This is a genomic window from Pseudoalteromonas sp. TAP-3C, assembly GCF_059888565.1.
Genome location: NZ_CM187618.1, coordinates 1,691,585 through 1,709,210, shown reverse-complemented (window position 1 = coordinate 1,709,210; position 17,626 = coordinate 1,691,585). Strand labels below are relative to the sequence as shown.

Below are 17,626 nucleotides of genomic sequence, written 5' to 3'. Positions count from 1 at the left end.
TTTAAACAGTATATTCAGCCATCCATGATATCAATTTATCAAGCGGCATTGGCTTGGCTATATAAAAGCCTTGTACTTGATCGCACTGCCAAGTTGTTAACTTATTTAAGTGCTCTGCGGTTTCAACGCCTTCAGCGATGACGGTTAATGACAAGGGACCTGCCATGGCAATAATGGTCTCTGTTACATTACACAATTTAGTATCAACCAACATATTACGAATAAAAGACTGATCTATTTTTAGTTTATTTAAAGGTAATTGAGTAATGTAACTAAATGATGAATAGCCAGTACCAAAGTCATCCATAGCAAGGTTTAATCCGTTACTTTGTAACTCGGACATAACAGCAATCGCTAAATCAATGTCATATAAGGCAGCACTTTCTGTTACTTCTAACTCAATAGCCTCTGGCGCGAGTTGATACTCAGCTAATAGCGCTAAAACATGCTGGCAAAATCCAGGACTCAGTAACTGCACGGGAGCAATATTAATAGCCATAACAAAATGCGGCTCCGTAATTTGACTTACTAGCTCTGCCCGTGTTTTTATTGCTTGGCGCAATACCCAGTTACCAATTTCTATAATTAAATCTGACTCTTCAGCAATAGCAATAAAATCGCTTGGGGGATCCAATTACCGTCATCATTTTGCCATCTTAGTAACGCTTCTACCCCTACTATATGTTGATTTTTAAGACTTAATTGTGGTTGAAAATACAATGTTAACTGATTTTTCACGATTGCACTGCGTAGTGCAGTTTCTATTTCCATTTTATGTTTTATTTGTGTTTCTAATTGATCGGTATACAGGCAAGCGCCGCCTTTTTGCGATACTGAGCGTAAAGCAATATTGGCTTGTTTTAATAAAGTATCAAATGAGGTAGGAGTAAAATAATTTGTCGCGCCAATCGCAAGATGTATAAAAAAGTCAAGGCCATTAATAGTGATTGCTTGGTCAAAAGATGTTTTAAGTGCATCTAGCACATAATAAAGAGTATTTTCTTCAGCGGTATCGAGTGTTGCTGCAAAACGTTCATCGCCCAAATGATATAAATAAGCCCCATGTGATTGGCAAACCTCGTTTAATTTTTTGGCACATAATATAATAGCGTCGTCTGTGGCACTGTGGCCAAGCCGTAAAGTGACTTGTGAAAGGGTAGTTATATCGATGAGTAAAATAGCGCCTGTGCATTTTTTTTGCACAGAAAAATCACGATGCAGTGATGCTTTATTATTCAAATTAGTTAATTCATTGTAGTACGCTAAATGCTTGAGGTTATTTTCAGCGACTTTACGTGCGGTTATATCAGATAGGTAAAGTCGATATTCATCAAGATCAGGTAAACGTTGCAAGCCATATTCATAAACATGGTGTTCTAAGTCATACTCACCCTCTAAATAGTTATTTTGTTGTTTGCATTGCTCGAGTAAGCCATCTAATTGAGGAGGAAGTAGCTTATAAAAATCAGCCGAATTAAAGAGTGTTTTACATAATGTTAATGAGGCTGGATTAACGTAATCTATTTTCCCTAATGCTGTTAATGCCATGACCGGTCTAGGATTTCGCTCTGGAAAACCGGCAAAGCGTAATAATTGTTGTTGGGCACGCTTTCTTTTATTATCTAGCCAAAGCAGCATACCCAATACTACAAGCAGTCCAATATTAAGTAGTAAAGTCCAAAATAAACTCTGCTCAATTTGTAATAGGCTCTGTTTAGCTTGCATGATGACTTTATTTTCAATATCAGTGATGAGTGTACCGATGAGTTTGTTGGTTGATGTGGTAATAGACTCAAGTTTAGCTAATACTAACCTTGCACCGTCCCAATCGGTAGGCGCCATCATTTCTGAACTCATTTGCTGTGCAAGGATGGCTATGTGAGTCATCTCCTGTGTTAATTTTTTTAAGTTAGTATTTTCACCAAAATCTTGGTTAATACTATCAATTAACTGAGCTGTTTCGTTGTTATAGTGTGTAAAAGAAGACGTAAATTCAGCGTCGTCGTTAGTTAAGTAATAATTATGAAAGGTCAGGTTTTGCATGGCTAACACTGATCTAAGATGATGTGTTTTTTCAAATAAAGGAAGCTGAAATTGAGCAAGTTGTGCATTGCCTAATTGCACAGCTTGCACACTATAAAAGCTTTTTAAACCAACAAATACACAGCAAGCAATAACCAAAAGAATTAAAACCAAATTAAAAAGCGGTTTTCGTGCCATTATTATTTTTCCTTTGGCTATGATGCTATTATTCGAACGCTTTGAAGGCCTCATCTACAGGTGTGTTAGCAAAGTGATTAATATAGTTACTCATCACTTTTTGAGAAACAAATAAAATAACTTCAAGCACATGTTGTTGACTGTAGCCTATGTTCATAAAGTCATCAAGTTGTTGTTCCACTCTTCCTCTATTTCTGATCACAGCTAAAGTAAACGAGCGTAACGCATTTAATTTTTCGCTCGGTAACTGAGTGCCGTTGATAATTGCATTACTGATCTGGGCAGATACAGCCATTGATTGAGCAATTGCGCTATGTGCAGGAATGCAATAATGACAGTTATGTTCAACGTTAATGGTTTGCCAAATCACGGTTTTTTCGTCATTGTTAAAACTACTTGCAAGGGCTAAATTATGCAGATATTTATAGGCATCTAAAACAATGGGGGCTTGCGCCATTACCCCGTGAAGGTTAGGGAACATCCCAAATGACGCGAGTGATTCTTGCAGTTGTTCAGCCGCTTCTTGGGGAGCGCTTTGTAAAGTGTGAACAGTAAATTTTTGCATTAATTAATTCCTTATTGTGTTGATGTTTTTGGGTGTAAGTACTTTTGAGCTAGCCAGTAATCAATACTGACAAAACGTCCTGCGCCACTTATTAATAGCATTAGCAACATAATTAAATACGTAGCGGCAAATTCAATCCCATTTTTAAGCACCGTAAAATTTCCCGCAGCAGTTAACCAATCGTAATTACCATGTTGTTTAAGGAGTGAAACCGCTGCGGTTTTACGTTGTTGGGCTTCGTCTATTAAGTCTGTTCGCCACTCCCAAGGGACCGTCAGGGTGCTCTCTGGCAGTGCATGCCAACCATTATCCCAATGAGCGGTACCTGCGGCCACAGCCATAGTAAACATCATAGGTATTGCCATAATCCTAAGCGCAACCCCAAATAACAATGATAACCCGCCAATAAACTCGGTGAGGCCTGCAAGTGTTGCCATTAACATCGGCGCAGGCATATTAAGGTATTCGCCAAAATAATAAGCGGTATCTTCAAGGCCTGTTAATTTATTCCAACCGGCAATCATAAATATTGGCGCAAGATAAATTCGCAGCGCTAATGGGCCTAAAAAATCAATTTTTTTAATAGTAGACAAGCCTGTATCTACCATTTGAGAAAGTAATGTTATGGTTTTCATAGAGAGTCCTTGTAATACATAAAGTTAAATATTCCTAAGGTTAAAAGATAAATTAAATAACTACGCTATAGTTATAGTCGTCAGCGCGCTATTTTTCTTACATATTTTTGTAAGAAAAATAGTTTACCTTCGACAAACAAGAATGAAGTTAGTTGTATAGGAAGAAAAATGGATAAATCTAAGCAAGCAAGGCAGCAGCAAATAATCTCTGCTTCGGGTGGTAATAAACCTACAGCTGCAAATACAAAAGTGATGTCATTTTTTGAATTTTGGCCTACCTGGTTAATGTACTTGCCAGTGGGCATTATGTGGTGTGTGTGGGCTATTCGTTATCGTTCTTTTACTTTGCCTTTGATAGCCAATCCTAAAATTTATTTAGCCGGTATGGTGGGTGGTTCAAAAGCTGAGTTAATGTCACAGGCTACAGGTAAATGTAAAAAGGCAATTTTACCTTGGTTAAAAATAACCAAAACCAACGAGAGCATAACAAAGCAAGTCACAGATGCACTGTTACTTTTAGAGCAGCACCGTATTTTATTGCCATTTGTATGTAAACCAGACACGGGATGCCGTGGTGTGGGTGTAAAACTCATTAAAGACGTTATGTCATTTACAAATACCTTATCTCAATACCCGCAGGGTGCAGGTATTATTTTGCAGCAATTATCCCGTTATAGCGATGAAGTAGGTATTTTTTATGTTCGTGATCCGCAATCTAGTAGCGACGAAGTTGTTTCAATGACATTTAAACAGCGGCCTGAAGTAATCGGTGATGGTATACATACAGTGGCCGAATTAGTCCTTAAAGATGCTCGGGCAGCTCGTTTACTGTCGTTATATGCAACGCGAAATCAATCTGTCTGGCACTGTATATTGCCAAAAGGGCATAAACATTCATTGCTATTTTCTGCAAGTCATTGCCGGGGTGCAATTTTTGTTGACGCTAAAGATCACATAACGCCCCAATTGAACCAAGCCATTAAGTTGATTATGCAAGACTTACCTGAGTTTAATTATGGGCGTATGGATGTAAAGTACCGGGATCTTACAGCACTAGAAAATGGTGAACACCTAGAGATTGTTGAAATAAACGGTGCCAGCTCTGAGTCTATCCATATTTGGGATAAAAATGCACGACTGTTCGATGCTTTCAAAGCATTACTTTGGCAGTACAAAACACTATTTGCAATAGGTCATCAAGTTCGAAAAACAGGTAAACGGCCACCCTCCGTCATGTCATTGTTGAAAGCGTGGCGCTACGAAAAAAAATTAAGTGCATCTTACCCGGAGAATGACTAAATGAATTCATACTCACCGTTCGACTTTGCGGCTGTGCCCGTTATATTACGGCCTATTTTGAAGCTAATTATTAATGAACCAAAAATGTCATCTTGGTATTATCTATGGCAACAAACTGATGAACAAACATTAGAAAAGTTTCTTGCTTTTGTGCTTAAAAAGCTAAAAGTAAATGTTAGTTTTATCAATCAAGACAACACCGGCGCTATTGCGCAAACAGGGCCGTTAGTTATTGTGGCAAATCATCCACTCGGTGCTGTAGAGGGGCTTATTTTGTCGCACTATCTGTTGACATTTAGGCCAGATTTAAAAGTGCTGACTAACAAGTTACTATTGTGTTTTCCTGAATTTAAAGAGCTGTTTATTGGTGTTGATATTCTAAGCAAACACCGGCGTAATAAATCGGCAGTGTTAGCTATGAAGCAGCATTTAGCAAATAAAGGCGCACTGCTTATTTTTCCTGCGGGCACTGTTGGTGAATATAATACCAAAACAAACCAAGTAGACGATGCACCTTGGCAACATACGGCTGCTAAACTCGCCCTTAGGTATAATGCACAATGTTTACCGATTTATATTGACGGTTGTAATGATCAACGTTTTTATTTCGCTAAACGTATTCACAAAAGGCTAAGAACGTTATTGCTGCCCCGAGCTATGATGCAAAGCGACAAACACCCCATTTTAGTGCACCTAGGTAAGCCATTCAATTTGTCTGACGTTAAAATTGATAATGTGCAAACGGCAACAGACTATTTAAAAGCAAGTTGTGACATAGTTGGTGCAGTAAAAAATGTGCCAATTACAACAAGAATAGAACAGTCGATTACTGAGGTTGCAGCGCCAGACTCATTAGAATATTTAGCGCAATATGTGTTACTCAAACAAAGAAACGTTACGATATACAGCGTTCCTTTTGCTGCATTGGGGCCCCTAGCTGATCATTTAGCCACAGAACGCGAAAAAACGTTCAGAAAGGCAGGTGAAGGCACCGGAAAATCAATTGATTTTGATGTGTATGATGAACATTATCAGCATATTCTTGCCTGGGACAATGAAAAAAACAGGCTGATTGGCGGTTACCGTGCCTGTCGTGTAAACGGCCCGTCTGATACATTAGCTTCAAAACCTTTATTATATAGCCGTTCTTTATTTTATTATGACGATCGTTTTTTAAACCAATACTCAGGGGCGATTGAGGTCGGTCGTTCATTTATTTGTGAAGAATATCAAGGTGATCCCAGAGCGCTCGATACTTTATGGCAAGGGCTGGGGGCCTATATGTTATTGCATCCCGATTGTCATACATTTATAGGTTGCGTTAGCATTTCACAGAGTTATGCGCCGCTGATCAGAGAGTTATTTTATGACACGCTGCTCGCAGGTTACAGTGTTGATGCGAGTATCAGTGAGGGGGTTTTACCTCACAAGCCATTTAAATCCAAGCAAAGCCAGTGGAGCCACAAGCTTGTAAAGCAGCTCTCTAGTGTGGGGGCAATTAATAAATTATTAGGTTTTTCGGGGCTTGATATACGTGTTCCTGTATTAATTCGCCATTATCTCTCGCTTAACGGTCGTTTTATTGATTTTTCAATTAATGAAGGCTTTAACAACTCACTTGACGGGCTAATAGTTGTTGATTTACGCAATGCCCCAGACCGCTACCTAAAACGTTACTTAGGTAACGAAGGAAAACAGTTATTTTTACAACGATGGAGAAAACACCATGCTGCTTGATTCAACCGGTGTTGCACTGCAGCAGATCACCGCAATTTTAACGTTATTAGCATCGCAGCCTAAAGTGCAGCAACAGCGACTTTTTGTTGAACAGCGCATTGGTGCGCATATCAGGCATGTGCATGATCACTTTAGAAGTCTGTTTATTGGTCTAGATTCAGGCATTATTGACTATAATATAAGAAACCGAGAAAGCTCAGAAGAACGTGAGTTGCAACTATGTGTTTTTGAAAATAACAAAATAATCAATCAGCTAAATACATTAGAGAGCCAATATCCGCAGATTGAAATTGTGTCAGAAATAAACTGCCATGCCACCGAAAACCTGAAAATTAGCTCCAGTGTTGAACGTGAACTGTTGTATTTAATCAATCACACTATTCACCATGCGGCGATAATTAAACATATTATGAAAATGGAGGGCTTAACTTGCGCTGATGAAATTGGCCTAGCACCAAGTACAGCAAGCTATTACAGAGCACTCCCTAAGAAGGTTTTGTCATGTGCACAGTAACCCTTGTTAAAGTCGATCAGCAAACGATTATTACGATGAATCGCGACGAAGCCATTACCCGGTTAGAATCTCAGCCAAGAATGCATGCATTAAGTAATGATGTTTACTGTTGGTATCCGGTTGACGAAGACAGTAATGGCACTTGGTTTGGGGTTAATAATCATGGTTTAGTTTTGTCTATTTTAAATTTTTATCAAGCCCATAATCCAAGTGCTTTTGAGTCAAGGGGTCAGCTGATCCCGCATTTATTAAAATGCACCAATATAGTTGCTGTTATTAGGGCGTTAAAGCACTTACAGCTTGCGCATTTTTCACCTTTTACACTGCTTATTTATCAACATGGTACATTGCATAAATGTTGTTGGAATGGTGCTTACTTACAGCAATGGGATGAGTGCTTGACAACCTCTTATTTTATAACCTCATCCTCTATTGATATTGCTGCTGTAACCGCATGGCGAAGTTGTGCATTCACTGAGCATTTACATAACAATAGCGTATTAAATAGCCAAGCAATGATTGATTTTCATTTTATGGTATGTCAAGAAAACCCATCATTTGGGGTCAATATGACAAGAAAGGGAAGACACACTAAAAGTATATCGCAGCTGGTTCTTGTACCTGAAAAAGTGCAAGTTAGCTATTACACAAGACGACCAGATAAATATCTAGCACAACCCTTTGCTATCCGAGATTCAATTTATTTTGCATTAAATAAGGATGCATTATGTACTTAATTGGTCAATTAGCAAAAGCAGTTGGAATTAATATCGAAACAGTCCGTTACTATCAACGCATTGGATTGATTGCGCAACCAGAAAAACCAGCGGCAGGTTTTCGACGTTATTCAGTTACAGTTTTAAACCAGCTTCACTTTATTAAGCGTGGCAAAGAGCTTGGACTTACGCTGGAGGAAATTGCACATCTTCTTCATCTTGACGATAGTCCTTGTCATCAAGTACAAGATATAGCAGAGCATAAACTCAGTGCCGTAAAAGAAAAAATAGCGGATTTGCGGCGTTTAGAAGCGGCTCTTGAACGGTTATTAACCCAATGTCACAACAACAATAAGGATGATAACCATTGTCCTATCATAGATTCCTTACAACCGTAATCGTTTTATATTTTCTATAAAATCAGCTTGACTCTGTACTTAGGTACGGCATATATAGTTGCTTTATTAATATTATTTTAATGGAGTGAGTATGCCTGTAGAAGATAAGTTCAAAGCAAATTCAGCTGATAGCTATTCGTTCACCGCCCTGAAAACACGGCATAATATTCGCCCCGATAATAAAAAAATACCTGGTTTCAGAATGTCTATTATCGGTGGCGTTGTTGCAAGTTTAGGCGCTGGTATTTGCTGTGCTGGGCCTTTAGTGTTGTTGTTACTCGGCATCAGTGGTTCATGGATTGGTAGCTTAACCTTGCTAGAGCCGTACCGCCCCATTTTTATGCTGCTAGTATTTGCTTTGTTTGCGGTTACTGGTTGGCGGATTTATCGCCCTATTGAGGTCTGTGAACCAGGCTCTAACTGTGCCATAGCGCAAGTGCGTAAAAGGCGGCAGGTTATTTTTTGGTTAGCTGTACTAATGGCACTCCTGTTAGTTACCAGTAATTATTGGATTATTTGGCTCATTGAATAATATAAACTTATACCCCTACAAATTAAATCACGATTATTGTAAACCATGGAGAAAATTATGAAAAAATTGATCTTTGCAGGTCTTTTAGCGCTGGCAAGTATGGGAGCATTAGCTGAGCAGCAAACAATAACGCTACAAATTCCAAGCATGAACTGTGTAACTTGCCCAATTACGGTAAAAAAGGCCTTACGAAATATTGATGGTGTCAGTGAGGCGGAAGTCATTTTTGATACAAAATTGGCACTAGTGACCTTTGATGATAAAAAAACTAACATCAAAGTACTCACAGACGCCACCACGAATGCCGGTTACCCATCTACGATTAAGGAATAAAACATGGCCATGCTAGTAAGTTTACTAACTCGATTTGGTGATAAAATTGGCTCATTGGGTGCGCTGGTTTCGGCCATGGGCTGTGCAATGTGTTTTCCGGCTATTGCTAGTTTAGGAGCAGCCTTAGGATTAGGTTTTCTCAGTCAGTGGGAAGGGCTGTTTGTTAATACTTTGCTTCCCGTATTTGCTTGGTTAGCACTAATACTCAACACATTAGGCTGGTTTAGTCACAAGCAATGGCTGCGAAGTGTGTTTGGTATAATAGGCCCAATATTGTTGCTGTTATCGCTTTACCCTTGGTTTCAATATGGCTGGAGCACATATGTTACTTATTCTGCATTAGGCTTGATGGTTATTGTATCACTTTGGGATATATTTTCTCCTGCCAACAAACGCTGCGATGATGACAGTTGTGCTGTTTAACATTATCAATTACCAGACTTAATTTGAGGAAAAAAATATGATTTTACTATCGATAACAGGAATGACCTGTGCAAGTTGTGTCTCCCATATAAAACAAGCGCTTGATTCAGTCGAAGGTGTTATTAAGTCAGAAGTATCGTATGAAAACGCCAGTGCATTGATCACTACAAGTGATGACGTTAGTGCGGCAGTTCTTATTGATAAAGTTATAAAACTGGGCTATGCCGCGAAAGAGGACCCTATACCTAACGCCCGCTATAACAAGGAAGATACAAACAGTAAGAAAAATAGCAGCGCTCAACATGTAGTGATTATTGGCACTGGTTCCGGAGCGTTTGCCTGTGCTATAAAAGCTGCTGAAGGCGGCGCCAAAGTGACGCTTATCGAAGGCGCTGATGTGATTGGTGGCTGTTGCGTTAATGTTGGCTGCGTGCCCTCAAAAATTCTTATTCGTGCTGCGCAATTGGCCGAGCAGCAACGCAATAATCCTTTCACTGGTCTGGAAAATCATTCGCCGGTGCTTAGCCGAAAACTACTGGCGCAACAGCAAGCTGAAAGGGTTGCGGAGCTTAGAGCGGCAAAATACCAGCATATTCTAGCGACAAACCCAGCGCTTAGTTTGCTCAATGGCTGGGCACAATTTAAAAATGCCAACACGTTGATCGTTAAAAATAATGATGGTACTGAGCGAGAAGTACATGCGGATAAAATCTTAATTGCCACAGGATCTACACCAACTATTCCTACCTTAGCTGGATTGATTAAAACGCCTTATTGGGACTCTACCAAAGCGCTATTCGCCACAGAGCTTCCGCAGCATTTGTTAGTGATTGGTTCATCTGTCGTTGCGCTAGAAATTGCCCAAGCGTATCGCCGCTTAGGCAGCGAAGTTACATTGCTAGCCCGTAACACCTTGTTATATCGCGAAGATCCGCTGATAGGTGAGAAACTGACGGAATACTTTGAAAAAGAAGGGATCCGTGTACTTAATCATACTCAAGCGAGCAGGGTGAGCCTCGATGGCAAGCAATTTACTTTGCAGACAAACGTAGGAGAGCTGCAAGGTGATCAACTATTAGTAAGTACCGGGCGCCATGCAAATACTGCACGGCTGAATTTAACAGCTGTTGGTGTAGAGACAGATAAAAATGGCGCGATAGTCGTCAATGAAAAGATGGAAACTAATGTATCCGGTATTTATGCTGCTGGTGACTGTTCCACTATGGCACAATTTGTTTATGTTGCAGCAGCGGCTGGTAGTCGTGCGGGGATCAATATGACTGGCGGGGATGCCAAGCTGGATCTGTCTTGCATGCCTGCGGTGATTTTTACTGATCCGCAAGTGGCAACCGTCGGATTAACTGAGCAACAGGCTATAGCTCAAGGGATAGCAATAAATAGCCGCGTGTTGGGAATGGAAAACGTACCGCGAGCGCTGGCTAACTTTGCAACCGATGGTTTTATTAAGTTGGTTGCGGAACAACAGACAGAAAAATTAATTGGTGTTCAAATTTTGGCTCATGAAGGTGGAGAAATTATTCAAACAGCGGCACTGGCTATCAGCAATCAGATGACAATAACTGCGCTGGCCGAGCAGCTATTTCCGTATTTAACTATGGTGGAAAGCTTGAAAATTTGTGCTCAAACGTTTAATGCAGATGTGTCACAATTGTCGTGTTGTGCTGGTTAGTGCTATTCATCTAAATTTAATAAGGCATGTAAAAGGTTATCTTGAAAGCTAGGATTGCTGGGTAATTTGTCATGGCGTTCACACAAAAAGAGTGAATAGTCTATGGCAAAGTAACTAAACTTATGCCTAGGTACTGACGGGTTAAGCGCTTCACGAGCCAATAATGATGCTTTAGTGACGGTGCCATCGCCCGGCTCTAGCATCAACTGTTGATAATCTATATTTGTTAATGGATAGCGAATATCGCTTGGGAATAGGCGTACTTTTGATTCGTTATTGACTTCTTCAACCACTAGTCGAGCGGGTGTCATATGACAACTACCACCAAATACGATGAGTTGGTAACTGTCTTGTGGTAGCGGTACAGTTAATGACCAAACGAATCGCCGAGCTCGCTCTAAATGTTTAGCAAAATAGCGCTCTAGTATAGCAAATTCTTTATGTGCTTGCTCTAAGGAAGGCGCCTTACTAAAAATAGCTTGTTTAATTTCAGGGTTAAAAATAGACCACTGAAATTGCCGCCAAATATTGATATCAAATAAGTCGCGTTGTAATGGGCGGCCATCAATGGTTACAATCCAATCATTAAGCGCATGAGGAAAAAGCTGGTACAGGCTCGGAAAAGTTGCTAATGTTTCTGGCGCAATGGTTTTCATACCCACTGAAATGCCTTTCATAAAAGCATGTAAAGACGTGATTGAACCCAGATTAGGCGTGCCTAACAAAATGCTGCGGCGCACACTTTTAGTTCCTTGTAAATTGACTGGAAAGTTATTGCTATTTAGTACATCACTATCACCATAACGTAAAAAGTAGCGAGTGAGTAAGCCCCCCATACTATGGGCAACAATATCTACTTTTAACGCAGGGTTTGCATGGTCTTTTCGGATCTGTGCAATAAACTTTTTTAATTTACCTGCGCTGACAACATTGTCTTGACGCCAGTCATAGTAAAAAATGTAAAGATTACGAGTGCCTATTTGTTGAGGTTGCCCTAATTTAGCTAGCTGATAGCGTCCAGCGACAGTTAGTGTAGTAATTATCTCTTCGTAGTAATCAACGCCTAACACTTTGCGGGTAACATCTACGGCTACCAGATCATCAGACATAGGCAATAGTGTAGTAGGGTCAATCTTCAGCGCTAAGTCTTGATAATCAGATGAGATGATTTTGATTAAGTCACCAGGCCATGCTTCTTCTTTTGTAGCACTATTGTGTAAACGTGCCCCCATAACACCATGGATCAACACAACAGGTGGTTGCTCTAGATTATTACTGTGTGAATAGAGCCTTTTAAGATCGGGCTTGACAACTACTTCGCACGCGCTGAGCAATAGTAATACGCACAAAATTAAACTTAGTCGAGTCGAGTTTTGCATGCAAATTACCTTTAGATTGATTTTGCTATTAAATAAGCACTGATTGCTGTGTTAAATCCTTTACAATTGCTTCGCAAAACCCTTTAAATTGACTGTTTAATGGGCGTTTTAGCGCAGCGGCTAAGTGTGCATACAGTGTGTCTTTTGCCAAAGGTTGCTTTTTTAACATCTGTAGTAACAAAATGGTTGCTGGATTTGTTTCAATAAAATTAACCTGATTGTCACTATTTCGATAAACAATAATGCAGCTTTGTTGAGGCGTGTTTGGTTGATACTCTTGGCAAATTTGGTGTACTGGCCATTGATAAATAAGCGCAAGCAGCGGTTGGTTAAGTGTTACCTTTGTCGCTTGGGGTAGCGGTATTTTTACATCGGCTGTATCGATGTAAAGTTCAACCCACTCATAATGCGCTAATTCAAGAAACCAAGGGGGGAGTTGTTCAAGTGCAGCGCTTTGTTGCAAATATTGTAAAAACTCTTCGGGAATGTCTTTAAACAGTGGCGATGTGGCTCGCCATTGTTTAAAAAAGTCACGAATTAGATTGTTCCAGTCGGTGGCCTTCGTTAGGCTCTTTAACACAGGAAAACAGCTATTAATAAAGCCACTGACGTTTTTGAACAATAATTCTTCGTATACTCTGGCGCGCCTAGCGTCAATACCCAAGGGCAGGTTTTCGGTGCTGGGTGAACGTAAATACTTGCCTAATGTTAATTGAAATGCTCTAAGCTCGTTTGGCGCAATCATAATCACTCCTACTTTGCTTATTAATCATTTGTATTTTTTTGATCATCGCAACTTCTTTCATTAATGCTGTTATACCAGGGTAATTAAAATCGCGCTCTAGGCAAGTGGCTATTTTAGGTTCAGCAAGCAAGGTATAGCTGTGTTTTAGCAATGCCCATACAGGGTCAATTACCTCAGCGCCATGACTATCTATGATCAGCCCATCGGGTTCGGTATAGTGCCCGGCAACGTGCATATAAGCTGTTTTATCAAGTGGCAATGCGCCCATATATTGATAGGGATCAAAATCAAAGTTTTGGCTATTAACATAAATATTATTAACATCGAGGTGTAAAAAACACCCTGAGCGCTTAACTATTTCAGTAATAAATTGTGTTTCTGACATTTCACCATTGGGTGGATTAATATAATAAGAGGCATTTTCAATGCCAATTTGCATGCCTAATAACTCTTGCGTTTGCTGAATACGACTAACAACCCATTCAATAGCTTGCTCGGTAAACGGAATAGGCAGTAAATCATATAAGTGACCATCATCGGTACACCAAGATAAATGTTCTGTATATAAGGCAATATTGTGCGTATTTATAAAGTCTTTAATATTATGTAATAGGCGGGTATCTAGCGGCTCAGTACCCCCCAGAGAAAGCGATAAACCATGGCAGGTAAAGGGGTACTTTTCAGTAAATGCACGTAAATCACTTTGGTATTGGCCACCTATATTTAGCCAGTTTTCAGGGGCGACTTCAAAAAAATCCACATCCAGTGTGTCGAGTTGTTTTAAGTCCTCTAGCATTTCTCGGCGAAAGCCTAAGCCTGCTCCGAATAGTTTTTTCATAAGGTTACTCTATTTATATAGTGTGGGCGTGCCGCAGAATATGACCTGTTATTCTGCGGAACCAATTAAACAATTAATAATTTTTTAGCTACCGCATTTACCCTCGCCACATTTACCTTCTTTGGCTTTTTTCTGCTCGCCTTTGGCACCGCATTTGCCCTCACCACATTTACCTTCTTTGGCTTTTTTCTGCTCGCCTTTGGCACCGCATTTGCCCTCGCCACATTTACCTTCTTTGGCTTTTTTCTGCTCACCTTTGGCACCGCACTTGCCTTCGCCACATTTACCTTCTTTGGCTTTTTTCTGCTCACCTTTGGCACCGCATTTGCCTTCGCCACATTTACCCTCTTTGGCTTTGCTATCTGCTTGAAAAAGCTGATAACCAGAGTCTAACGCGTTTGCAGAAAATGGATTGTCATTTGCCATGGCGGCACCTGACGCTAATGCAATAGATGAACTTAACGCCAAACTTGTAATTAATGAAGTTTTCATAATGTATTCCTTAAAAGTGATTAAATATTAAAAGTGATTAAATAAAATAGCAGGTTAGTGTTAACACTGCATTTATTAAGTAGTCGTTTAAGTATAGTGATTTCTTACAATTAATTTAAAATTATTTTTATTAGCTATTTTTATCAATAAGCATTGGTAAAAATTAAATTTCATAAAAGTAGGCTAAACTATGTAAGAGTTTTAGCCAAACGAGCGACTAAAGTGGCTAAGTGAAAGTGTTTAAAATAAATTTAATATACTTTAATAGTGATGCTAAGGAGATAAATAAATGATTGGTGACTCAATCAGTAAAAAGGTGATGGCGGGTTATGTTGTTATATTACTGGCGGTGTTAGTGGCTGGCCTATTTATGTTTCAAAAAAGCAGTTACATTGGAAAAACTAATCGGGTATTTACAAATGAATTGCTACCTGAACTTCAATCTATCGAATTTATTAGCAAAGAGGTAAGTGAGTTACAGCTTTTTGCATACGCGCTTTACGGCACAACAATTTCAACCAAGCAGTTTGCACAACATTACAAAAACTCGAAAGCTAAACTCACTAAAGAGTTGCCTCAACTTGGCACAAGTGTATTGTCAGTCGATTCTTTGTTTGTTGAGCTTTTTCAAGTGATCGATTCACTTAATACAGCAATGCAAAATAATCAAGTTGATTGGGATGAAGCCAGAGAACACCTTGAAGTACTGCAATCCATTAAAAACAAGCTTGATACACAGCTCACTGAGGTGGAAAATAAAATACAGAAAAAGGCACTGAATGATTCAAATTATATTCAACAACAAATAGTAGGAATGCACCGTTCTATTGTGTTAGTTGGTATATTTATTTTGTTTATTATTGTGGTAGCTTTTTATATTTCGCGTCGTGGGATTGTCATCCCCGCCAGGGATTTGTCACAGCAATTGGCAGCTATTACATCTTCAATGGATTTGACCAAGCAGGTTAATATTTTTAGTAAAGATGAATTATTAGACATTGCTAATGCATTAAATATTTTAATTGTTACATTTAAATCTAATACTCAAACAAGTAAACACTCAGCAAAAGCATTAGCAGTTGCTGCCGAGTCTTTAGAACAATTATCCAGCACAGTTAAACAAGAAATAGCAAATTTTACAAATGATATAAACGTACTTAATCAACAGGTTAATTCGGTTGAAAGTAGTATACTAGCAGCATCAGAAAAATCTCAAGCAGCATCCGATATTGCCTTAACAGGCGCAGAGCAAGCTCAATCAAGTGCCCAACGAGTTAATCATGCCGCGCGTGGAATTGATGAGCTCAGTCAAGACCTTCAGCTTTCAAGTGATATGTTAACAGCATTAAAGGTGTCGGGAGATCAAGTCGGTGCGGTTGTAAAAACAATTGCAGATATTGCAGAGCAAACGAATCTATTGGCACTTAACGCAGCAATTGAGGCTGCACGAGCAGGTGAGTCAGGTCGTGGCTTTGCTGTTGTAGCTGATGAAGTTCGCTTATTAGCAACACGTACTTATGAGTCGACGCATAAAATAAATGAAATTTTGGCAACGATCGTACAATCAATTACCGAAGCGGTAAGTTCAATGACTTCAAATCAAGACAAGGCAAAAAGAACGGTTGACGCTGTACATCTTAGCGTTGAGTCTTTGCAGACTTTGCAGCGTACAATTTTGAAATTGAGCGACGATAATCAAGACTTAGCGCACTTAACACACAGTAATGAGGCCGTTATTATTCAGATGCGAGATAATATTGCAAAGGTTGTGTCATCAAATCAAACTGTAGCAAATAGCGGTGATGAACTTCATGAAGCATCCAATCAATTAATGAATTTAGCGGGTTCTTTGCAAGCTGATGCAAATAAATTTACTACATAAATTTTAATGATTGAAATTTATGTAGTAAAAAATGTATTTTTTTTGTACGGCAATAAAGACACTTACTAAGGGGATTAATAGTGCGACTCTTACCCTCACAGTTTTACTTTTCACGTGCTATAGAACATGACTTTCAATACCAATTAAATAAAAGTACGCTTCATATTGCTAATGTAACACTTTATTTAGTTACGCTATTTTTGCTGTCCTTTATTTTTGTATCTTGGTTTGACGATGAAAAAGACAGCAGCTCTATTATAAATATTCTGCGTTTTATAATGATTTGCTTATCAGTGGTTTTAATTTATATAAACAAAAAATTAAAACCAAAAGAATTGCATACGCGCTATTTTTTTTACGGTATTTTGTTTTGCTTTTTATTTGGTTATTTTTTTTGGTCATATGTAAAGCTTTACGGTGAGCTAAATGAGGGCGGGCCAATGTTAGTGGTTGCGGCATTTATGGCTATCCCAATGCTGCATTTAGGCCACAAACTTGTTTTATCGGTCATTATAGGTATTGCACTTGTGTTGATTGAGTTTTTTTCCTCAACTTCAATTATATGGACGCTTTATTTTTATTTCAGTATGGTTATTGTAATGGGCATTGTGCAATATCAATTGGATATTTTATTAAGAAAACAATACAAAGCTGAGTTATTTGAAACAGAAAAAGCGAATATTGATCAGTTAACGGGTATGCATAATAGGCGCAGTTTTGACAGGCATTGCAAAGCATTAATAAATAAATTGAAACCCTCTCAATATTTAACCCTAGCAATGATAGATATTGACTACTTTAAAAAATATAACGATAACTATGGTCATTTAGAAGGGGATATTGTTCTTGTTGAAGTCGCAAATCGACTTAAAAGTTGTGGAGCCGATATTGCTGTTCGCTTTGGAGGGGAAGAATTTGTTTTAGTAAAAACAGTCGAAGAAAATGAACTAAATTGGTTAAGTGATTTACCCGATAGGTTTGCGAATACGCCTATTCCTCACGCGTATTCTCCGTTTAACCAAATAACGCTTTCAGCAGGGGTGGCTTATGATCAATTTTGCCAACAACGCTCGTCGATTAAGGCCTTATTAGCGACGGCTGACGCAGCAATGTATGAATCAAAGGCAGCAGGAAGAAATAAGCTCACGTTCAAAATAGTTGATCTTAAGTCTATTGTTGAAAAGCACTAAATACAATGCAACGCTCAACAGTTGCATTGTACTAAAAG

At 39.1% G+C, this 17,626-nt stretch carries 17 protein-coding genes and 1 pseudogene; 11 read left to right on the top strand and 7 right to left on the bottom strand.

From position 1 onward, the window contains the following. Nucleotide 1: 1 nt before the first annotated feature. From AC6H44_RS08050 to AC6H44_RS08040, 3 genes and pseudogenes are all read right to left on the bottom strand, one after another. Nucleotides 2-1,548: pseudogene (locus AC6H44_RS08050) on the bottom strand (putative bifunctional diguanylate cyclase/phosphodiesterase). Nucleotides 1,549-2,248: 700 nt separating this feature from the next. Beyond that, the gene (locus tag AC6H44_RS08045; protein WP_500734974.1) at nucleotides 2,249-2,785 is read right to left on the bottom strand and encodes a carboxymuconolactone decarboxylase family protein; all 537 of its coding nucleotides are present in this window, start codon (nucleotides 2,783-2,785) and stop codon (nucleotides 2,249-2,251) included. A gap of 11 nt (nucleotides 2,786-2,796) precedes the next feature. Further along, the gene (locus AC6H44_RS08040; protein ID WP_500738341.1) at nucleotides 2,797-3,420 is read right to left on the bottom strand and encodes an HvfX family Cu-binding RiPP maturation protein; all 624 of its coding nucleotides are present in this window, start codon (nucleotides 3,418-3,420) and stop codon (nucleotides 2,797-2,799) included. A gap of 168 nt (nucleotides 3,421-3,588) precedes the next feature. Here AC6H44_RS08040 and AC6H44_RS08035 point away from each other — a divergent pair, with 168 nt between their 5' ends. The 9 genes from AC6H44_RS08035 (at nucleotide 3,589) to merA (ending at nucleotide 11,062) form a co-directional block, all read left to right on the top strand. After that, nucleotides 3,589-4,719 (top strand): D-alanine--D-alanine ligase, encoded by a 1,131-nt coding sequence (locus AC6H44_RS08035; RefSeq protein WP_500738340.1) that lies wholly within the window; start codon nucleotides 3,589-3,591, stop codon nucleotides 4,717-4,719. Next, nucleotides 4,720-6,456 (top strand): bifunctional lysophospholipid acyltransferase family protein/GNAT family N-acetyltransferase, encoded by a 1,737-nt coding sequence (locus AC6H44_RS08030; protein ID WP_500738339.1) that lies wholly within the window; start codon nucleotides 4,720-4,722, stop codon nucleotides 6,454-6,456. After that, nucleotides 6,446-6,970, top strand: coding sequence for a hypothetical protein (locus AC6H44_RS08025; RefSeq protein WP_500738338.1), 525 nt, complete (start codon nucleotides 6,446-6,448; stop codon nucleotides 6,968-6,970). The genes AC6H44_RS08030 and AC6H44_RS08025 overlap by 11 nt, the downstream gene beginning before the upstream one ends. Next, complete coding sequence (locus tag AC6H44_RS08020) at nucleotides 6,958-7,707, top strand: NRDE family protein (RefSeq protein ID WP_500738337.1); 750 nt, start codon at nucleotides 6,958-6,960, stop codon at nucleotides 7,705-7,707. The genes AC6H44_RS08025 and AC6H44_RS08020 overlap by 13 nt, the downstream gene beginning before the upstream one ends. Next, a complete protein-coding gene (merR, locus tag AC6H44_RS08015) occupies nucleotides 7,698-8,084 on the top strand; it encodes a mercury resistance transcriptional regulator MerR (RefSeq protein WP_500738336.1) in 387 nt (128 codons plus the stop codon). The genes AC6H44_RS08020 and merR overlap by 10 nt, the downstream gene beginning before the upstream one ends. A 202-nt stretch (nucleotides 8,085-8,286) precedes the next feature. After that, nucleotides 8,287-8,616 carry a mercuric transporter MerT family protein gene (locus tag AC6H44_RS08010; protein ID WP_500738405.1) on the top strand — a complete coding sequence of 110 codons (330 nt, stop codon included), beginning with the start codon at nucleotides 8,287-8,289 and terminating at the stop codon, nucleotides 8,614-8,616. A 57-nt stretch (nucleotides 8,617-8,673) separates the two neighbouring features. Further along, the gene (gene merP, locus AC6H44_RS08005; protein ID WP_500738335.1) at nucleotides 8,674-8,949 is read left to right on the top strand and encodes a mercury resistance system periplasmic binding protein MerP; all 276 of its coding nucleotides are present in this window, start codon (nucleotides 8,674-8,676) and stop codon (nucleotides 8,947-8,949) included. Nucleotides 8,950-8,952: 3 nt separating this feature from the next. Beyond that, nucleotides 8,953-9,372, top strand: a complete 420-nt coding sequence (gene merC / locus AC6H44_RS08000; RefSeq protein WP_500738334.1) for an organomercurial transporter MerC — start codon at nucleotides 8,953-8,955, stop codon at nucleotides 9,370-9,372. A gap of 37 nt (nucleotides 9,373-9,409) precedes the next feature. After that, complete coding sequence (gene merA / locus AC6H44_RS07995; RefSeq protein WP_500738333.1) at nucleotides 9,410-11,062, top strand: mercury(II) reductase; 1,653 nt, start codon at nucleotides 9,410-9,412, stop codon at nucleotides 11,060-11,062. 2 nt (nucleotides 11,063-11,064) lie between these two features. Here merA and AC6H44_RS07990 read toward each other — a convergent pair whose 3' ends face one another. The 4 genes from AC6H44_RS07990 to AC6H44_RS07975 all read right to left on the bottom strand — a co-directional run bounded on the left by AC6H44_RS07990 (nucleotide 11,065) and on the right by AC6H44_RS07975 (nucleotide 14,516). Further along, nucleotides 11,065-12,441 carry a lipase family alpha/beta hydrolase gene (locus AC6H44_RS07990; protein ID WP_500738332.1) on the bottom strand — a complete coding sequence of 459 codons (1,377 nt, stop codon included), beginning with the start codon at nucleotides 12,439-12,441 and terminating at the stop codon, nucleotides 11,065-11,067. A gap of 28 nt (nucleotides 12,442-12,469) precedes the next feature. Then, nucleotides 12,470-13,186: an HvfC family RiPP maturation protein gene (locus AC6H44_RS07985; RefSeq protein WP_500738331.1), complete on the bottom strand. Its 717-nt coding sequence runs from the start codon at nucleotides 13,184-13,186 to the stop codon at nucleotides 12,470-12,472. After that, complete coding sequence (locus AC6H44_RS07980) at nucleotides 13,164-14,024, bottom strand: HvfB family MNIO-type RiPP peptide maturase (protein ID WP_500738330.1); 861 nt, start codon at nucleotides 14,022-14,024, stop codon at nucleotides 13,164-13,166. Before AC6H44_RS07980 ends, AC6H44_RS07985 begins: the two co-directional genes overlap by 23 nt. A gap of 84 nt (nucleotides 14,025-14,108) precedes the next feature. After that, nucleotides 14,109-14,516, bottom strand: coding sequence for an HvfA family oxazolone/thioamide-modified RiPP metallophore (locus AC6H44_RS07975; protein WP_500738329.1), 408 nt, complete (start codon nucleotides 14,514-14,516; stop codon nucleotides 14,109-14,111). Nucleotides 14,517-14,805: 289 nt separating this feature from the next. On the opposite strand from AC6H44_RS07975, the gene AC6H44_RS07970 reads away from it, so the two are divergent. Together AC6H44_RS07970 and AC6H44_RS07965 are read left to right on the top strand one after the other, a co-directional pair. After that, nucleotides 14,806-16,398 (top strand): methyl-accepting chemotaxis protein, encoded by a 1,593-nt coding sequence (locus AC6H44_RS07970; RefSeq protein ID WP_500738328.1) that lies wholly within the window; start codon nucleotides 14,806-14,808, stop codon nucleotides 16,396-16,398. An 80-nt stretch (nucleotides 16,399-16,478) separates the two neighbouring features. Then, nucleotides 16,479-17,588 carry a GGDEF domain-containing protein gene (locus AC6H44_RS07965; RefSeq protein WP_500738327.1) on the top strand — a complete coding sequence of 370 codons (1,110 nt, stop codon included), beginning with the start codon at nucleotides 16,479-16,481 and terminating at the stop codon, nucleotides 17,586-17,588. Nucleotides 17,589-17,626 lie beyond the last annotated feature (38 nt).